This is a genomic window from Lentilactobacillus diolivorans DSM 14421, from assembly GCF_001434255.1.
Classification (GTDB): Bacteria; Bacillota; Bacilli; order Lactobacillales; family Lactobacillaceae; genus Lentilactobacillus; species Lentilactobacillus diolivorans.
The window spans coordinates 71,191-89,306 of the sequence record NZ_AZEY01000098.1; the positions used below are offsets into that span (position 1 = coordinate 71,191).

Below are 18,116 nucleotides of genomic sequence, written 5' to 3' on the forward strand. Positions count from 1 at the left end.
TGCTCACTCCTTTGTTGCGGTATAAAATGCTTTTTCAATAACAGCCTCTTTATCGATTCCCGGTTGCGTGTATTTAGCGATCAGATCTCGCATCTTATGGAAATCGCGTGGATAGACTTTAACAAACTTTTGTTTTTCACTGTCCCAGTTATCCAGGATTTCTTTGGCAGTTTCCGAATGGGTGTAGTCGTAATGTTTTTTAAGCAGATCCTTTAGGATGCTGTCATCGCCAGTTTCTCCCAGTTTGTAGAGGTCGACCAGTTCTTCATTACATTTTTGCCTGAAGTCATGGGTCCAGTCATAAACGTAGGCAACCCCACCAGACATGCCGGCTGCGAAGTTGCGACCTGTCCGGCCTAGAATAACCGCGACACCGCCGGTCATGTATTCGCAGCCATTGTTACCAATACCTTCAACAACGACCTTGGCACCTGAGTTACGGACACAGAAACGTTCACCTGCGCGACCATTGAAGTAGGCTTCACCACCGGTGGCACCAAAACAGGCAACGTTACCGATAATTGGTGAGTGCGTATATAAGACTCTGGCCTGGCGAGGCGATGTGACGATTAATCGACCACCTGATAATCCTTTACCAACGTAATCGTTTGCTTCACCGACTAATTGGATTTCCATTCCTTGAGTAATAAAGGCGCCAAAGCTTTGGCCGGCTGTCCCACGATAGTGAAATTTCATCGCACCGGGTTTAAGGCCGTAGTTGCCAAAGTGAGCCCCAATCCAACCGCCCATTCTGGTACCGACTGCCCGCATGGTGTTATTGATCGGCAGGCTGACAGTTGTTGAATTACCGTTTTGCAAGCTTGTTTTGGCGAACTGGTCAAGATCCGGCCAGTTGTATTTTGGCTTAAATGGATTGGTGACTTTTCGCTCAATTGGAATGGTTTTATTGATAATTCGGTCGTAGTTCAGGGTTTTAGCCTTACCTGCCGGTACATATCGTGGTTGGAGGTGCTCACCATGACCAACCATTTCGTCGATTGTCCGGTAACCCAAAGCGGCCATTTGTTCACGCAAATCCTGAGCTAAGAAATGCATCATATTGATGATATAGTCGGGCTTGCCCGCATATAGTTTCCGTAATGCCGGATTTTGGCTGGTGATGCCAACTGGGCAAGTGTTTAGGTTACATTTCCGCATCATGATGCAGCCAATTGAGACCATCGTTAGGGTGCCAAAACTAAATTCTTCAGCACCGAGCATGATGGCTACCGCAATATCCCGGCCGGTTAGCAGTTTGCCGTCAACTTCCAGAGTTGTTCGTTGTCGTAAGTGATTGAGGGCCAATGTTTGGTGCGCATCTGCCAAGCCCATTTCCCAAGGTAGGCCACAATCTCGGGTTGAATTTCGGGGTGCCGCACCGGTTCCGCCATCGTAGCCGGCGATGACAACCGTATTTGCCCCAGCCTTAACCACACCTGCGGCGACGGTTCCCACACCTGTCGATGATACTAGTTTGACGTTAATTTTGGCATACGGATTGACCTGCTTGAGATCATAAATAAGTTGGGCTAAATCCTCAATTGAGTAAATATCATGATGAGGCGGTGGTGAAATTAATTGAACCCCGGCAATTGAACCTCGGATACTGGCAACCCACGGATAAGCCTTCCCGGCTGGCAGCTGACCGCCTTCACCAGGCTTGGCACCTTGGGCCATTTTAATTTGAATTTCTTCGGCGCTCATCAAGTATTCCGTGTTGACGCCAAAGCGGGCTGTCGAGACCTGTTTGATTTTGCTATTGCGATCCAAACCGTCGGCCCCGACTTTAAACCGTCGCCGGTCCTCGCCACCCTCACCAGTGTTGCTGCGGGCGCCAAGTTTGTTCATCGCGATCGCAATCGTTTCGTGGGCTTCTTGCGAAAGAGCACCAAAGCTCATCGCGCCGGCTTTAAACCGCTTGACGATGGTACTGACCGGCTCGACTTCACTCAAAGGAACCGGTTGTTTGCCCGTCGCCTTGATGTCCCACATTGAGCGAAGGGTAACCGGATTTTCAGATGCCTCCTGATTCATTTGGGCGGCGTATTTTTGATAGTCATGGTAGCTGCCAACGCGGACAGCCTTTTGGAATTGATAAATTGATTTTGGATTATATAGGTGATGTTCACCGTCAACTTTGTATTGGAAACTACCACCGGATTGAAGGTCATCAATGGCATGATTACCATAGGCCGACTGATATTTTTGTTCGTATTCGGCTTCAATTTGATTGAGGTTAATTCCCTCGATTCGGCTTGGTGTGCCAGTGAAATACTGGTTAATGACGTTATCAGCCAAACCAACGGCTTCAAACAGTTGGGCACCCTTATAACCGGCGACTGTCGAAATCCCCATCCGGCTCATAATTTTGATAATGCCTTTGGTGGAAGCTTTGCAATAGCTGTCAAGTTGTTTGCCATAGCCGCGTTCTGTAAGGGTTGCAAAAGCACCATAGGGATGAATGGCAGCTGCGCCATAACCAACCAGGCAGGCAAAATGGTGAATTTCACACGCTTCGGCAGTATCAACCACAATTGAGGCGTCGGTTCCCTTTCCTTGGCGAACCAAGTAGTTATTAAGGCCGGCAACTGCCAAAAGAACGGGAATTGTCATCTGATTTTTGGTTACTGGCCGATCGGATAGAATTAAAATTGTTGCGCCATCGTCGATCGCATTTTCAGCTTGTTTAAATAACCGTTCGAGAACGTGAGCGAGTCGGTCCGGCGTTTCTGTCAATTCATAGGCTAATGAAAGTTTGACAACCTTGAGAGCGGGTAAGTCCAAACTTGTTATTTTTGCATACTGCTGATCATCAAGAATGGGACTGCTGATCTTTAGTTTTTGACAGTTTTTAGCAACATCTTTGGTGACATCAGCATCCCGGCCGAGGAATAGGGTCGTGCTAATGACGATCTTTTCACGTAAAGGATCAATTGGCGGATTGGTAACTTGAGCAAAGGACTGTTTAAAGTAAGTAAAAAGGGATTCTGATTTATGACTTAAGACGGCTAGTGGGGAATCAAATCCCATTGCCACGACTGGTTCACCACCATTTTCAGCCATCGGGATTAAGGCTGTTTCAATGACTTCGTGAGTATAACCATTTCGCCGCCAAAGCTTTTCCAATTGATCACCGGCAACTTTTTCTTCCGGCTTGACATCTGGCAAATGATCTAAAGTGAGCCGATTAGCAGCGAGCCATTGTTGATACGGATGGGCTTTGGCATATTGATGTTTTAAATCAGCTGACTTATAAATATGACCGTTACTGGTATCAACCAGCAGCATTTCCGCCGGGGCTAGAATGCCCTTATCAACAATATCTTGGGGAGCGATGTCGACCACGCCCGATTCTGAAGCGACGACCAATTGATTATTTTTGGTTAACGTGTAACGGGAAGGCCGCAAGCCGTTTCGATCCAGAAAAGCGCCAACTTGGATCCCGTCGGTAAAACAGAGTGCTGCCGGGCCGTCCCATGGTGCCATAAATGACGTATTGTATTCATCAAAGGCCCGCTGGTTGTCAGGCATGTCGGTGCCCTTACCGGATGCCTCGGGAATCATCATCATTAATGATTGTGGGATGCTGCGGCCATGACGGTACAGATACTCCATGCAGTTTTCCAGCTTGGCCGAGTCGGAGTCGTCTTCATCATAAATTTCGATTTGATGACTGGTCATCCAATTTTCAGCACCCTTTAGCGTATTAATTTCGCCGTTATGAGCGAGAAATCTGAACGGTTGGGCCCGATCCCAGCTTGGAAATGTGTTGGTTGAAAATCGGGAATGGATTAAACAAATGGCGCTCTTCATTTCGGGATCATGTAAGTCCGGATAGAAGTGGGCAACCTGATAAGCGTGTAGCATACCCTTGTAAATCAGCGTTCGGCTGGATAATGAGCAAATATACATGGCTTGTCGATCGAACGTTTTTTCTAAAGAACGGCGGAGTTCATACAACCGATCTTCAAAATCCTGACCGGATTGCATGTCAACAGACCGCTGTAAAATGACTTGGACAAAGCCCGGCATTGATTTTTGAGCGGCTGGGCCACAACTTTCGTAAACAAAGGGAACCGATCGGCAAAAAAGGACGGTAAATCCAGCTGCTTCAATTCGTTCTGTGACGGCTTTTAACATCGCTGCCTTTTTATCCGGTTCATGTGGCAGGAATAATTGAGCTACCGCGTAATCACCGGCTTTAGGTAATGAAATGTCATTTTTAGCCAGTTCATTGCGAAAGAAGGCATCCGGCATTGCCATTAAAATTCCTGCACCATCACCGGTATCCGGCTCAGCACCAGTTCCACCACGATGGTTCATTCGTTGTAACATCGTCAGGGCCTTTTCAACAAGTTCGTGGCTTGGTTGGCCGTCAACCTGAGTGATAAAGCCCATTCCACAAGCGTCGTGTTCAAATTTAGGATCATACATTAATTTTTCTGAGTGTGCTAAATGACTCATGAGGTCACCTACTTTCAAAAGTTTAGATTAAAAAAGGCAAATATATTTATCATGATATTCTCATTTTGTGACAAAGCAATGTTTTTTTGTATTTTTTTCAGGGAAAAGCAGGAGAAGCTAATCAAAATTGGTTGAATTTTCTGGATGAAACAAGGTATTAGGAAATATTTTTATTGATTTTAATAATTGAAAAAATTATGAATAAATATCCGACTGGAAAATCAAAAAACGATTTTGGTCTATTTTATAGTTTTCCTTTTGTTAAGGGGATTGTCGATTGTTTTGTTAAGATTGGTTGAACGTTATGATTTAGTCGATATCCTGAATTTTCCTAAGAAGTTTTCTTATATTATTAGAGTTTGCCATTGCATCGTGATGTTAATGGGGGTAAAGTAAAAATAATTTTTTAGAGTGTTCTGGAAGCCAACCGGCTGATATTTGGTTTTACTGATCAGCTTGTAAGGATTGTGTCTTCCAGTGATGAATGATTGTTAGAACGTCACCATCAGAAAGGAACGAACATTATGGCAACTTTAAAAGTAACGGACCTACACGTCAGCGTAACTGATGAAGAGGCCAAAACGAGCAAGGAAATTCTTAAAGGGGTAAATTTAACCATGAATACCGGGGAAACTCACGCAATCATGGGCCCCAACGGAACCGGTAAATCAACCTTGTCGGAAACCATTATGGGAAATCCCCATTATCAGGTCACCCAAGGCAATATCATGCTGGACGGTGTCAGCCTGCTTGGAAAAACTGTTGACGCTCGGGCTCGGGCCGGGTTGTTTTTAGCCATGCAGTATCCAGCAGAAATCAAAGGCATTACCAACATGGAATTTATGCGGGCAGCGGTAAACGCAACCCGACCGGCGGATGATCCAATTTCAGTTCGGGCATTCTTAAAAGAGCTGGATAAGAACCTTGAAGTCCTTAATATGTCGGATGATATGGCCGAACGCTACTTAAATGAAGGATTCTCTGGCGGTGAAAAAAAGCGAAATGAAATTCTTCAATTGATGATGATTAAGCCGAAATTTGCTATTTTGGATGAAATCGATTCTGGTTTGGATATTGATGCGTTACAAGTGGTGGCCAAAGGCGTTAATCAAATGCAGAGCCCGGATTTTGGCGTTCTGATGATTACCCACTATCAACGGCTGCTTAACTACATTCACCCCGATCAGGTTCATGTCATGATGGGTGGTCGAATTGTTAAGACTGGGGATGCAACGCTGGCAACGGAACTCGAAGCCAAGGGATACGCTGGTTTGCGCGATGAACTTGGGTTGGATGTTGATTTGGTTGATGAGGATGTGACTACCGGAAACGGGGGTCGATAAGATGGTTAAATCAATGACGTTGACGATGAATCCAGCCCTATTGGAAAATGCTAAACTGGCTAATGAACCAAGATGGTTAAGCGATCTTCGTCAACAAGCCTGGCAGAAAATCGCAACGCTTCCGATGCCAATTTTTGCAAAGATTAATTATCATCACTGGCCACTGTTGGATTTTGCTTCGGAATCAGTGGTTAACGTCACAGTTCCCGAAAGTGTGCAGTCCCAGCTGGCAAGTTATCAATTTGCCAGTGTTGGCCAAGTGGTTGCAAAGATTGCTCTAGATGAGGATTTGATGGCGAAGGGCGTGATCTTGTGCGATTTGCAGACAGCGATCCGTCAGCATAGTGACCTGGTAGCCAATTACTTTTTCAAGCAAGCCATTCAGTTTGATGAGAATCGACTAACGGCCATTAACGCCGCGTTGGTTAATGGCGGTGCATTTCTTTACGTTCCGGCAAATGTAGAAGTTACTGAACCAATCAATTTACTGCAAGTTCAAGATAGCCGACAGTCAACGAATTTTGTGAATCACACGTTAATTGTTGCTGGAGCAAACAGTCGGTTTAAAGTTCTTCAGCGATCCCAGACAGTTGGTGAGGTTGCCAATCCAGCTCATACTATGGTAGAGATCGTTGCCGAGGCCGGCAGTTACGTCAAATTTTCAGCGTTGGATTCGTTTGCGAAACAAACGCACGCTTACATTAATCGGCGTGGTTATTTAGCAAATGATGCCCGCATTGATTGGGCAGTCGGTGTGATGAACGATGGTAATACGATTGCCGATTTTGATTCTAATTTAGTTGGTAACGGTTCCCATACGGAAATGCAGACTGTGGCCATTTCAACGGATCAACAAACTCAGGGCATTGACACGCAGGTGACCAATTATGGTCGTCATTCCGAGGGTAATATCCTGCAACGTGGGATTTTGCTTGGAAAATCAGCATTGGTTTTTAACGGTATTGGCAAGATTATCAAGGGTGCCCATGGCGCGAAGGCGCAACAGGAGAATCGGGTATTGATGCTATCCCCCAAAGCCCGGGGTGATGCCAACCCAATTTTGCTGATTGACGAAAATGACGTGATTGCCGGCCATGCTGCCAGTGTTGGTCGAATTAACCAAGACCAGTTATATTATTTGATGAGTCGCGGGTTGACAAAGGAAATGGCGCAGCGGTTGGTTGCTCGAGGCTTTCTCGGCGTTGTTCTGCGTGATATTCCAGTCGCTGAGGTTCGAAGTCAGTTAGTTGATATGATTGAAAGGAAGCTTGCAAATGGACAGGGGACTGAATAATTCAAGGGATGATTTCCCGATTTTAGACCAACAGGTAAATGATGAACCGCTGGTTTATCTGGATAACGCCGCGACAACCCAAAAACCAATGCAAGTTCTAAATGCGATCATGCACTATTACGAAACTGATAATGCAAATGTTCATCGTGGCGTGCACACGTTGGCAGAACGCGCAACTGAAAGCTATGAGGCGGCGCGCGATAAGGTGGCTGAGTTTATTAATGCAGCTAGTCGAAAATCAATTATCTACACGCGATCAACGACCGAAAGTTTAAATTGGATTGCCGCCAGTTTTGGTAATCAGGTTGTCCGGGAAGGCGATGAAATTGTGATTTCCCAGTTGGAACATCACAGTAATATTGTTCCTTGGCAGCAGGTGGCGCAGAAGCAACACGCTGTCTTGAAATATATTGATTTAACGCCGGACGGTCAGCTGGATATGGATAGTGCCCGCAAGCAAATTACTGATAAGACAAAAATTGTTTCAATTGCCCATGCCGCAAATGTGGTTGGGGTGGTAAATCCCATTAAGCAGTTAGCCCGATTGGCCCATCAGCACGGTGCTTATATGATTGCTGACGGCGCTCAGGCTGCACCACATATGAAAGTCGATGTCCAAGATCTTGATGTGGATTTTTATGCTTTTTCCGGGCATAAACTACTGGCACCAACCGGGATTGGCGTTCTATATGGCAAGGAAGAGTTATTAAATGCCATGGCACCGGCTCAATTTGGCGGTGAGATGATCGATTTTGTTCACCATCAAACTGCCTCATGGAAGCAATTGCCTTGGAAGTTTGAGGCCGGGACACCCAATATTAGCGGTGCAATTGCCCTGGGTAGTGCGATTGATTACTTAAATCAATTGGGGATGGCTAACATCCAAGCCTATGAACATGAATTAGTGGCAGCAACGTTGCCAAGACTGTTGAAAATTGAAGGTCTGACGGTTTATGGCCCTCACGATCCCAATCAGCATACCGGCGTGATTGCGTTTAATCTGGATGGGCTACATCCACATGATTTGGCAACCGGGTTGGATATGGAAGGCATCGCGGTTCGGGCCGGCCACCATTGTGCACAGCCATTAATGACCTATTTAAACGTTAACGCGACTGCCCGAGCAAGCTTTTATTTTTACAATACGTTTGAAGATGCCGATAGATTAGTTAGTGGTATTCAAGCAGTAAAGGAGTTTTTCGCCGATGGGATTAGCTAAATTAAATCAGTTATATCGGGAGGTTATTTTGGACCATGCCCAGAATCCCCGGCACCACGGCGATTTAACCAAAGCGTCCGGAACACTGACATTAAGGAATCCGACTTGTGGTGATGTGATCAACGTGAGTGTGTTGATCCGAGATAACCAAATTGCCGACGTGACATTTTCCGGAACCGGCTGCACGATTTCACAAGCTTCGGCGAGTTTGATGACGACAGTTTTAATTCACCAGCCGGTTGATCAGGCCCGACAATTAATTCTGGCATTCTCGCATTTAATTACGGGACAACCAATTAGTGAGCAACTCGAAGAGCAGCTTGGGGATGCCGTCTTGGTTGGTTCCGTTGCGGAATTTCCGACCCGAATCAAATGTGCGGCACTGGCTTGGCACGCGTTGGATAATCTACTTGCCCAGAAAGGAGTTGGCAATCATGACTGATGTTTCAGAAATTGTTAAGGATACTGATTATGAATATGGTTTTCATGATGATGTCAAGCCGGTTTATTCGACCGGTAAAGGCTTAACAGAGGCGATCGTTCGTGAAATTTCTGCCGAAAAGCATGAACCTAAATGGATGCTGGATTACCGACTAGCAGCTTATCGGACTTATTTAAAGATGGCCGAGCCGGATTTTGGCCCCGACCTAACCAAATTGGATCTGGATAATATGACCTATTACCAAAAGGCAACCGATAAAAAGTATCGGGACTGGGATGATGTTCCAGAGAAAATTAAGACCACTTTTGATCGATTAGGGGTCCCAGAAGCCGAAAGAAAGTATTTAGCCGGTTCTTCCGCCCAGTATGAATCGGAAGTGGTTTATCACAATATGATGGACCAATTCGAAAAGCTGGGAATTATCTTTACGGATACGGATACGGCGCTGCAGAAGTATCCTAAACTATTTAAAAAGTGGTTTGGTAAATTAGTTAAGCCGACTAATAATAAATATGCCGCGCTAAATTCGGCGGTTTGGTCTGGTGGGACTTTTATTTATGTTCCAAAGGGGGTCACGGTTACCACGCCAATTCAGGCCTATTTCCGGCTAAATGCTGAAAAGTCTGGCCAATTTGAACGTACTTTAATTATTGTCGATGAAGGGGCTCATGTGGAATACGTTGAGGGATGTACCGCGCCAACCTACAAGAGTGATAGTTTGCACGCGGCGGTCGTTGAGGTAAATGTATTGCCTCACGCGTATTGTCGGTATACCACCATTCAAAATTGGTCCAACAATGTTTATAGCTTGGAAACTAAACGTGCCCAAGCTTTGGAAGGTGCCATTATGGAATGGGTCGATGGTAATTTGGGGTCTAAAATTACGATGAAATACCCCTCTGTTTATTTGAACGGTGAGGGCGCCCGGGGAACGATGCTGTCGATCGCGGTGGCCGGAAAGAATATTGATTCGGATACGGGTGCTCAAATGATTCATAACGCGCCAAATACGTCTTCGTCTGTTATTTCAAAATCAATTGCCAAGGACGGTGGGGCGGTGGATTACCGTGGCAAGATTAAATTCGGTCGTCATTCGGATGGTTCATTTGCGCATGTGGAATGTGACACGATTATTATGGATGACCAATCGTCCAGCGATACAATTCCGTATAATGAAATTTTGAATAATAACGTTTCGATGGAGCATGAGGCAAAGGTTTCAAAAATTTCTGAGGAGCAACTCTATTATCTAATGAGCAGGGGAATCCCGGAGGCCAAGGCAACGGAAATGATTATTATGAGCTTTGTGGAACCTTTTACAAAGGAGTTGCCAATGGAGTATGCGGTGGAATTGAACCGGTTGATTAGCTTTGAGATGGAGGGGAGCATTGGATAGTAGACAGAGTGCGCCAACAAGCGGTTAGATCCCAGAATATAAGCACCCTAAACCCAATATTTCGGGTTTGAATATTGGGTTTAGGGTGCTTATATGGCCGGGATCTGCTTGTTGGCACACGTTTCAGCTAGATAGCAGTGATAAATTCCGGTTCTGAATAGTAGGCTTAACTGCCTTATATGGCCGGGATCTGCTTGTTGGCACACGTTTCGGCTAGATAGCAGTGATAAATTCCGGTTCTGAATAGTAGGCTTAACTGCCTTATATGGCCGGGATCTGCCTTCTTTCACACGTTTCAGCTAGGTAGCAGGGATAAAAAAATATTCCGGGTTAAAATATTGGGCCTAGGGTGTTTATATGGCCGGGATCTGCCGTCCTTCACAGTTTTTGATTGAGCAGAAACTGTTTCATAAATTGTATAACTATCAGTCACGCTAAGAGAAAGGAAATGATCAAAATGGCTGAACAACGCGCCTTCAAAGAACAAGCCATGATGGCATTGGAAAATGTGGTCGATCCAGAATTGGCGGTCGATATTGTTAATTTGGGATTGATTTATAACGTTGAACTAGACGATCAAGGATTATGTACAGTGACGATGACATTAACAATCGCGGGATGCCCACTGACCGATTATCTATATGAAGCGATCAATGAAGAATTAATGGGATTTGATCAGGTTGACAAAGTTAAAATTAATTTGGTGTGGGAACCAGCATGGTCGATTGATAAAATGTCCCGAGAAGCGAGATTGGAGCTTGGCGTATGAAAGAAAAAGAGCTTTTGATGGATCCGGCAGCTACTAATTCAAACATTGCTGAAAAAGTGGGCCATTGGTTAAAAATCTGGGGACCTGGGTTAATTGTGATGCTGGCTGATACTGATGCGGGTTGTTTAATTACAGCGGCACAGTCTGGTGCTCAGTGGGGTTACGCAATGGTATTACCCCAAGTTCTGCTGATCCCTATTTTATATATGGCTCAAGAAATGACTGTTCGCCTGGGAATTGTGACTGGTAAAGGTCATGGTGAGCTTATCCGGGAGAATTTTGGTAAAGGTTGGGCTTGGTTATCGGCCGGAACGTTAGCCGTTTCATCAATTGGCGCGTTATTGACCGAGTTTGTCGGGGTCGCCGGCGTTGGTGAATTGTTTGGCATTTCTAAATGGATTACGATTCCAATTGCAACGGTTTTACTGATTGGGATTGCTTTTAGCGGCAGTTATCGGCGGACAGAACGGGCCGGCGTTATTATTGGCTTGGCTGAACTGGCTTTTATTGGAGCAGTTTTCCTAATCCATCCCAACACCTCTGACATGATCCAAGGTCTATTCACGGTTCCGTGGCAACATTCTTCATACATATATTTGGTTGCGGCAAATGTTGGAGCGGTCGTTATGCCGTGGATGATTTTTTACCAACAGAGTGCCGTAGTTGATAAACAGTTAACGACTGATTCAATTAAAAAAGAGAAACATGATACGTTAGTTGGTACGTTTATGACCCAAGGCATTATGATCCTCTTTGTGGTCGTTTTTGCAGCGACAGTTGGCAGCCACGGCAATCACGCACCGCTTAACACGGTCGGTGATTTGGCATCTGCCTTGAGCCCATTTATGGGTGTTTTCAATTCTAAATTATTAGTTGGTGTCAGCCTGTTAGGTGGTTCGTTAGTGGCAGCATTAGTGGTTGCATTAGCCGGAACATGGGGAATTACCGAAGTTTTAAACTGGAAACATAGTTTAAATGAACCGTTCGATAGGAAAAACATGGGCTTTTACATCATTTATTGTTTAGCACATATTGTTGGTGCTGTCCTTGTATTGGCAAATGTTCAATTAGTTGCAATGGCAGTGGCTGTTGAAGTAATGAATGCGTTATTGTTGCCGATTGTGTTGGGATTGCTGCTGATGCTGGAAGCGAAGGCGCTGCCGAAGAAGTATCAAATGCATGGATTTTATAAGTACTTGGTGACAAGTCTTTGCTTAGTGGTATGGCGTTTGGTCTGTATATGGTGGGGCCAACGACAGGGTTATGGTGAATGTAGCAGTTGAAAGTAGCTGGGACATAAGTCAAAAATTTCATCTCAATTCAAAATAAAGATCCTGTCAATCAGCTTTTCTATGAACTGGTTGAAAGGATCTTTTTGAAAATGCTTTTTTTCGGACATTTGTCCCAACCGCTTTAGTTTTATAAGTTGAAATAAGGAAATATAGTCCAAAAGTCAGATTACTCCAAAAATATGGGTAAAAATTGGACTATACTTTGAAATAGAAATGTTATTAAGTTGGGGTGTGATTTATGATGAAACTGAAAAAAAGGATAATGTTTGTTTCGTGGTTAATCTCACTAATTATAGTTGGAGGTGGCGTTTATCTTTTGGCCCAGATTGATCATACAGGCATAACGAGTTCTGCGTTTGCGTTATTGATCATATTTATTTTGCCATCTTTTAGAGTTGGACATCCAATGAACAGCAAATGTTATCAAATATTAGTTAAGAGAACTGGAAGACGGTTCTTCAAATACTGGATTTTAAAACTAATCAGTTTTTCCGTGATAACACTGTAATTATCATATAAGGCAATATAAATCTTGATATGTAAATTTGAAAGAAGATGGTCATTAAATTATTTAAACTTTCAGGTATTATATGGGTTGTCTTTATCATTTTTGCAGCGACAATCTCTGTTTCTAAAAATGAATCTGTTCGTTTGCGGATTGCGATGGATGGTCATCCGGTAATTGCTTTGAAATATAATCCTACGCGGAGTCCGTTTCTTAGCCAGCAAATGAATGCCGATATTTACATGATTGCTTATAAGTATAATTATGATCACTTAGGAATGGCGCACGTTGTTTTGTTTAAAATTAAAACAATTTTTATCTTCCATAATGCGACCAGCACCTACCGATATGCTTAATTATTTGCAGCTGAATCAGCCTGAGTAAGGGGGATAAAGGCTAATGAAAAAGATCTTATTAAGAGTGTTCTTTTTAACTATTGGTATGTATACATTATTACTATTCACATCATCGTTGACAACTCATGCAGCAATTTGGCATCGATATAATCCAAGCCTTTTAGGTGTTGCAAGAGACCAGCGGATTCTTAAATATGCAGGGGCTAATTGGGGGCAGTACGAAGGCTATGATCAAAAAAGGTATTTTAAGGATTCCAATACCACTTGTTATCGTTATGATGCACGAAGACGACTCATGGTTATTCGGTACGTCAACCATGATAAACGACTGAAGGTGAACTATAATTATCGAAAATTGGTGTTTAGACATGGCCAAAAAACCCCAATTATTGCATATTACTACAGACTTGGACATCAAGCGTTTGCCTATCTTTACACGATAAAGTTTTGGATGATTCACCCAATTCGATTTTGAACCTGAAATTTTCCTGGTGAACGAGTTATTTTACGATAACATAGAAAATTTTGATATTTCAAAAAGAAGGAGCCATATATCATTATTTAAATCGATAAGCTGTCGATAGTGATTTATGGTATCGCAAAAGAAAAAATAACATATTTTGGTGTCATGTTGGAGCAACCTTGGTTTCCGGGCTACTTGATGTCCTTTCTTAGTTCTTGATATATTTCAAGTTATCTTGGTTTGTCATAGACGATGACTATAAATAGTTAAAATGAAGGTGACGGAAGAGCAATGTTCAGAAGAAAGAACCGGAACAGAAGTTTTAATGGTGTTTCCTCGGATGATAACCTTAAAAGGTTTGGAAATATTTTAGCAAAAATAACCGGGGTTATTGTTTTGATATTCCTTTTAATCTCAGTCTCTCCCACAAATGCCATTAGAATGACAATGATGTTAACAGGTGCCGGCCCTGTGCAAGCCATAAAAAGTACACCAACCCATTGTGAAGAGGGGAGCTATAATGCAGGAGCCGATATGTATGGCCTTCCCGAAAAACAGGCATACACCTTTGATGTTGATAAGATTCAATACTTTAGAGTTTATACGTTTCTTATTTTTCACTTTGCTTTTCCCACACCAGTGTATTAGTTGATTTAATAAACGAAAAAAGAGACCTAACTGCCCGCGTAATTGCGTACAAGTAGGTCTTTTTAAAATTACAAGTATCCTTAAAATTTATTAGACAATGTTTTCTAATTCCATTAAACCGGCAATTTCATAAGTGGGATTTATCAGGGTCGAATTTTGCTGATGAGCTGGATTGAACCACACTGAATCAAGGCCATAATTGGCGGCACCAAGAATGTCTGAGGTTAATGAATCACCGACAACTAATGATTGCTGCTTATCAAAATGATCAATACTTTCAGCTACGTAGTCAAAGAATTGAGGTTCGGGTTTAGGATGGCCAACTGTTTCTGAGACAAACATTTTTGTGATATATTTTGTCATTCTGGATTCACGAAGTCGGCGTTTTTGAGTCGCTGCGATTCCGTTGGTTACAATATAGAGTTGATGGTGATGACTCAAATCGTTTAGCAATTGGACAGCGTTTGGGATTGGATCATGACCTGCCGATAAAAATTGGCGATATTGTTTCTCATAGGCCACGCCATCAACATCCAAACCGTATTGGCTGAAGAATATTTGGAATCGGGTATTCAGTAATGTCTCTCGTGAAATCTCGCCACGCTCTAAACGGCGCCAAAGCCCTTCATTCATTTGATGATAGTTTTGATAGGCTTTGGAAGTTAGTGGTCGATTGATTTGGTTAAACAGTTTTTGAATGGCCTGATGTTCTGATGCCTGAAAGTTAAGCAGGGTATCGTCAACATCGAATAAAAGGGTCGGATAGTTCACAAAATCACTCCTTGTCGTCACTAGTAATGACTTTGACTACTTTTTCGATGGCTGCAACTAAAGGACTGTCTGGTGAAATACCAGTTTCGGAAAAACGGGATTGCCACCATTCTTTACGAATATCATTGATAATGGGAACAATTTTCTTACCGGTACCGGTTAAATTTAAATTAATTGCCTTACCGGTGCCGGAAGTCTTGGTGAGGTAGTCTAATTGCTCCATCTTTTTTATTTCTCGGGTTGCCAGACCCTTATCAATAACCAGCGATTTAGCAACCTGATTTTGGTTAATGTCTGGATGATCGCGGACAGTTAACAAAATACAGGCAGCAGTTGGATTTAGATGATGTTTTTTGAATTGTTTCCCAGTATCTTTGTAGTATTGACGATGTAAAATCGAAATATCTTGTGCCAGGTAACCGATATCTTTCAATGTAAAAGTCCTTTCAAATTAGTGTTTAAAAATAAGGGAATAAAATCGATCATTATTGACACTTTGTAAGCTGTGTAAATTTCTTTCAAAGTGGGAATCTGTCGAAACTTCAGTTAATTTAAACAATTCTAGAATAATATATCAGCACGGTTAGCGCTTTCATTGCGATACCACCGCTGAATTTGTTGAAAATTATTTATTACTTACTTGATAAAGTCTACTGTTTTTTTGTTGACAATTCAACATAACGTGTCTATTATTTTGGTAAAGATTAAGTTGAATTGTCAACATAGAAAAGATGAGGTGCTTGATATGAGTAATGAAAAACGTGGATCCCAAGCTTTAATTCAAACGATGATTAACCAGGGTGTTAAATATGTTTTTGGTATTCCGGGTGCTAAGGTTGACCAATTATTTGAGGATTTAACATATAGTGATGATCCCAGAACGCCCAAGCTAATTGTGGCGCGTCATGAACAAAATGCCGCCTTTATTGCGGCGGGAATTGGGCGATTGACTGGTAAACCGGGAGTGGTTGCCACCACATCGGGACCAGGGGTTTCCAACCTTGTAACGGGTTTAATTACGGCTACCACTGAGGCTGATCCCGTAGTCGCTTTGGGAGGCCAAGTGCCTCGTGACGATCTTGCACGATTAACTCATCAAAGTATTCCCAGTAAGGAACTAATGGCTAACGCAACTAAGAGCAGTGTTGAAGTTCAGGATGCAAATAATTTATCAGAAGCATTTGCCAACGCTTATCAATCAGCCATTTCACCCAAAGCAGGGGCTGCCTTCATCTCATTACCTGCTGATGTATTGAGCGATAAGGTAGATCGGCCTGAGGTAAAGCCGTTGACGAAACATGAAAATGGTCGGGCTGCAGATGCAACTCTTGATCAAATTATTGAGTTGTTGAAACACGCGAAGTTACCGGTTATCTTGGCCGGCATGCGGGCTTCAACACCGGAAAACACGGCTGCAATTCGCAGTTTGCTTAAGAAGTTTCCGTTACCGGTTGTTGAAACTTATCAGGGTGCGGGGATTATCTCTCATGAGCTTGAAGATGATTTCTTTGGCCGGGTGGGCCTCTTTAGAAACCAAATTGGTGATACACTCCTCAAACGAAGCGATTTAGTTGTTTCGATTGGTTACGATCCGGTTGAGTATGAAGCCCGTAATTGGAATGTTGATCGAACTGGTAAAGTGGTTAATATTGACGATGTTGCCCCCGAAATTAGTAAAGATTATCAACCGGATGTAATTGTGGTTGCAGATATTGCGGGTAGTCTGGATGCTTTGGCCGACCGCTTACCTGGCGAATTCAAATTATCAGCAGATACTTCCAAAACGTTGGATAATTTACGACAGGAATTTGATTCTGAAAACAAAGTACCAACCGATGTCAAACCGGGAACGGTTCATCCATTGGCAATCGTCCGGGCACTTCAGGAACGGGTTGACGATGATACGACTGTTACGGTTGATGTTGGTAGTCATTATATTTGGATGGCAAGGCATTTCCGGATTTATGAACCACGTCATTTGCTATTCAGCAATGGAATGCAAACCTTAGGTGTTTCTTTACCATGGGCGATTGCAGCAGCATTGGTTCGGCCCGGCAAGCCTGTCGTTTCCGTTTCCGGTGATGGGGGTTTCCTGTTTTCGGGTCAGGAATTGGAAACCGCAGTGCGTCTTAATCTAAATATTGTGCAGTTGATCTGGAACGACGGTTACTACGACATGGTTAAATTTCAAGAAATTGCCAAGTACGGGAAACCAGCCGGTGTTCAATTTGGTCCGGTTGACTACGTTAAATACGCCGAAAGTTTTGGTGCTCGTGGCTTGCGGGTAACCAGTCCGGATGATCTTGGTACAACCTTGGATCAAGCATTTAAGACAAAGGGTCCGGTAATTGTTGACATTCCAGTCGATTATAGTGATAACATTAAGTTAAAGTCAGCTTTATTGAAAGATATTTTAAACTAAACGATAAGGAAGTCTTACGATGGCAAAACACACAACTTTATATCAACATGGCACGCTGGCCTTACTAGTACCAGGCTTGTTAACCGGGACGATTACGATGGCCGATTTACTGAAGCACGGTGATACGGGAATTGGAACCGGTGATGGCCTCGACGGTGAGCTTATTATTTTGGATGGTAAGCCGTATCAAGTCGATCATAGCGGCAAGGTGAATGTTGTCCCAAAGTCGTTTACGCTGCCATTTGCTAATAGTCATTTTGCAAGATATGCGCCACTTGCCGAATTAGAAAATGTTGATCAGGATGAATTGGATAAGCAAATGCTCTCGTTAAGTCGAGCGGCCAATACCTTCTTTTCTGTTGAAGTGAAGGGGACGTTCGCTAATATCAAAACACGGGCAGTCGAAAAGTCGACGCCGCCTTACGATACATTGGCTAAAACTGCGGAGAATCAAAGCATTTTTACTCGCGATCAAATTGACGGCACACTATTAGGCTACTACTCGCCACAACTGTTCGATGGTGCGGCTGTTGCCGGTTTTCATGAACACTTCTTATCAGACGACCATTCTTTCGGTGGTCATGTCTTGGGCTTTCATTTAGTCAAGGGTGAAGTCACCTACCAGCTATTTGATACGCTTGAACAACATTTACCAGTCAATAACAAAGCCTATATGGCCCATGATTTTTCGAAAGATGATATTCTTGGAAGCATTCATAAAGCTGAGTAACA

Annotated in this window: 15 protein-coding genes; 12 read left to right on the plus strand and 3 right to left on the minus strand. The window is 43.3% G+C overall.

Going from position 1 to position 18,116, the window contains the following annotated elements; genetic code table 11:
- Positions 1-3: 3 nt before the first annotated feature.
- A complete protein-coding gene (gene gltB, locus FC85_RS12165) occupies positions 4-4,464 on the minus strand; it encodes a glutamate synthase large subunit (RefSeq protein ID WP_057865808.1) in 4,461 nt (1,486 codons plus the stop codon).
- A gap of 524 nt (positions 4,465-4,988) precedes the next feature.
- On the opposite strand from gltB, the gene sufC reads away from it, so the two are divergent.
- The 10 genes from sufC to FC85_RS12220 all read left to right on the plus strand — a co-directional run bounded on the left by sufC (position 4,989) and on the right by FC85_RS12220 (position 14,191).
- Positions 4,989-5,807, plus strand: coding sequence for a Fe-S cluster assembly ATPase SufC (sufC, locus tag FC85_RS12170; protein ID WP_057865809.1), 819 nt, complete (start codon positions 4,989-4,991; stop codon positions 5,805-5,807).
- A gap of 1 nt (position 5,808) precedes the next feature.
- A complete protein-coding gene (sufD, locus tag FC85_RS12175) occupies positions 5,809-7,101 on the plus strand; it encodes a Fe-S cluster assembly protein SufD (protein WP_057865810.1) in 1,293 nt (430 codons plus the stop codon).
- Complete coding sequence (locus FC85_RS12180; protein ID WP_057865811.1) at positions 7,082-8,320, plus strand: cysteine desulfurase; 1,239 nt, start codon at positions 7,082-7,084, stop codon at positions 8,318-8,320. Before sufD ends, FC85_RS12180 begins: the two co-directional genes overlap by 20 nt.
- The gene (gene sufU / locus FC85_RS12185; RefSeq protein ID WP_057865812.1) at positions 8,307-8,762 is read left to right on the plus strand and encodes a Fe-S cluster assembly sulfur transfer protein SufU; all 456 of its coding nucleotides are present in this window, start codon (positions 8,307-8,309) and stop codon (positions 8,760-8,762) included. The genes FC85_RS12180 and sufU overlap by 14 nt, the downstream gene beginning before the upstream one ends.
- Positions 8,755-10,158: a Fe-S cluster assembly protein SufB gene (gene sufB / locus FC85_RS12190; protein ID WP_057865813.1), complete on the plus strand. Its 1,404-nt coding sequence runs from the start codon at positions 8,755-8,757 to the stop codon at positions 10,156-10,158. Before sufU ends, sufB begins: the two co-directional genes overlap by 8 nt.
- Before the next feature lie 448 nt (positions 10,159-10,606).
- A complete protein-coding gene (locus FC85_RS12195) occupies positions 10,607-10,927 on the plus strand; it encodes a metal-sulfur cluster assembly factor (RefSeq protein WP_057865814.1) in 321 nt (106 codons plus the stop codon).
- Positions 10,924-12,210: an NRAMP family divalent metal transporter gene (locus FC85_RS12200; RefSeq protein WP_225427573.1), complete on the plus strand. Its 1,287-nt coding sequence runs from the start codon at positions 10,924-10,926 to the stop codon at positions 12,208-12,210. Before FC85_RS12195 ends, FC85_RS12200 begins: the two co-directional genes overlap by 4 nt.
- A gap of 564 nt (positions 12,211-12,774) precedes the next feature.
- Positions 12,775-13,080 (plus strand): hypothetical protein, encoded by a 306-nt coding sequence (locus FC85_RS12210; RefSeq protein WP_057865816.1) that lies wholly within the window; start codon positions 12,775-12,777, stop codon positions 13,078-13,080.
- A 43-nt stretch (positions 13,081-13,123) separates the two neighbouring features.
- Positions 13,124-13,555, plus strand: coding sequence for a hypothetical protein (locus FC85_RS12215; RefSeq protein ID WP_057865817.1), 432 nt, complete (start codon positions 13,124-13,126; stop codon positions 13,553-13,555).
- A 279-nt stretch (positions 13,556-13,834) separates the two neighbouring features.
- Entirely contained in the window at positions 13,835-14,191 is a 357-nt protein-coding gene (locus FC85_RS12220; protein ID WP_057865818.1) for a hypothetical protein, read from the plus strand.
- Between the two features lie 90 nt (positions 14,192-14,281).
- Here the strand turns inward: FC85_RS12220 and FC85_RS12225 are convergent, their stop codons facing one another.
- On the minus strand, positions 14,282-14,962 hold the full coding sequence (locus tag FC85_RS12225) for a YjjG family noncanonical pyrimidine nucleotidase (RefSeq protein WP_057865819.1): 681 nt from the start codon (positions 14,960-14,962) through the stop codon (positions 14,282-14,284).
- 4 nt (positions 14,963-14,966) lie between these two features.
- On the minus strand, positions 14,967-15,395 hold the full coding sequence (locus tag FC85_RS12230) for a MarR family winged helix-turn-helix transcriptional regulator (RefSeq protein ID WP_057865820.1): 429 nt from the start codon (positions 15,393-15,395) through the stop codon (positions 14,967-14,969).
- 312 nt (positions 15,396-15,707) lie between these two features.
- On the opposite strand from FC85_RS12230, the gene alsS reads away from it, so the two are divergent.
- Positions 15,708-17,384, plus strand: coding sequence for an acetolactate synthase AlsS (gene alsS / locus FC85_RS12235; protein WP_057865821.1), 1,677 nt, complete (start codon positions 15,708-15,710; stop codon positions 17,382-17,384).
- A gap of 19 nt (positions 17,385-17,403) precedes the next feature.
- Positions 17,404-18,114: an acetolactate decarboxylase gene (budA, locus tag FC85_RS12240; RefSeq protein WP_057865822.1), complete on the plus strand. Its 711-nt coding sequence runs from the start codon at positions 17,404-17,406 to the stop codon at positions 18,112-18,114.
- Positions 18,115-18,116: the final 2 nt, after the last annotated feature.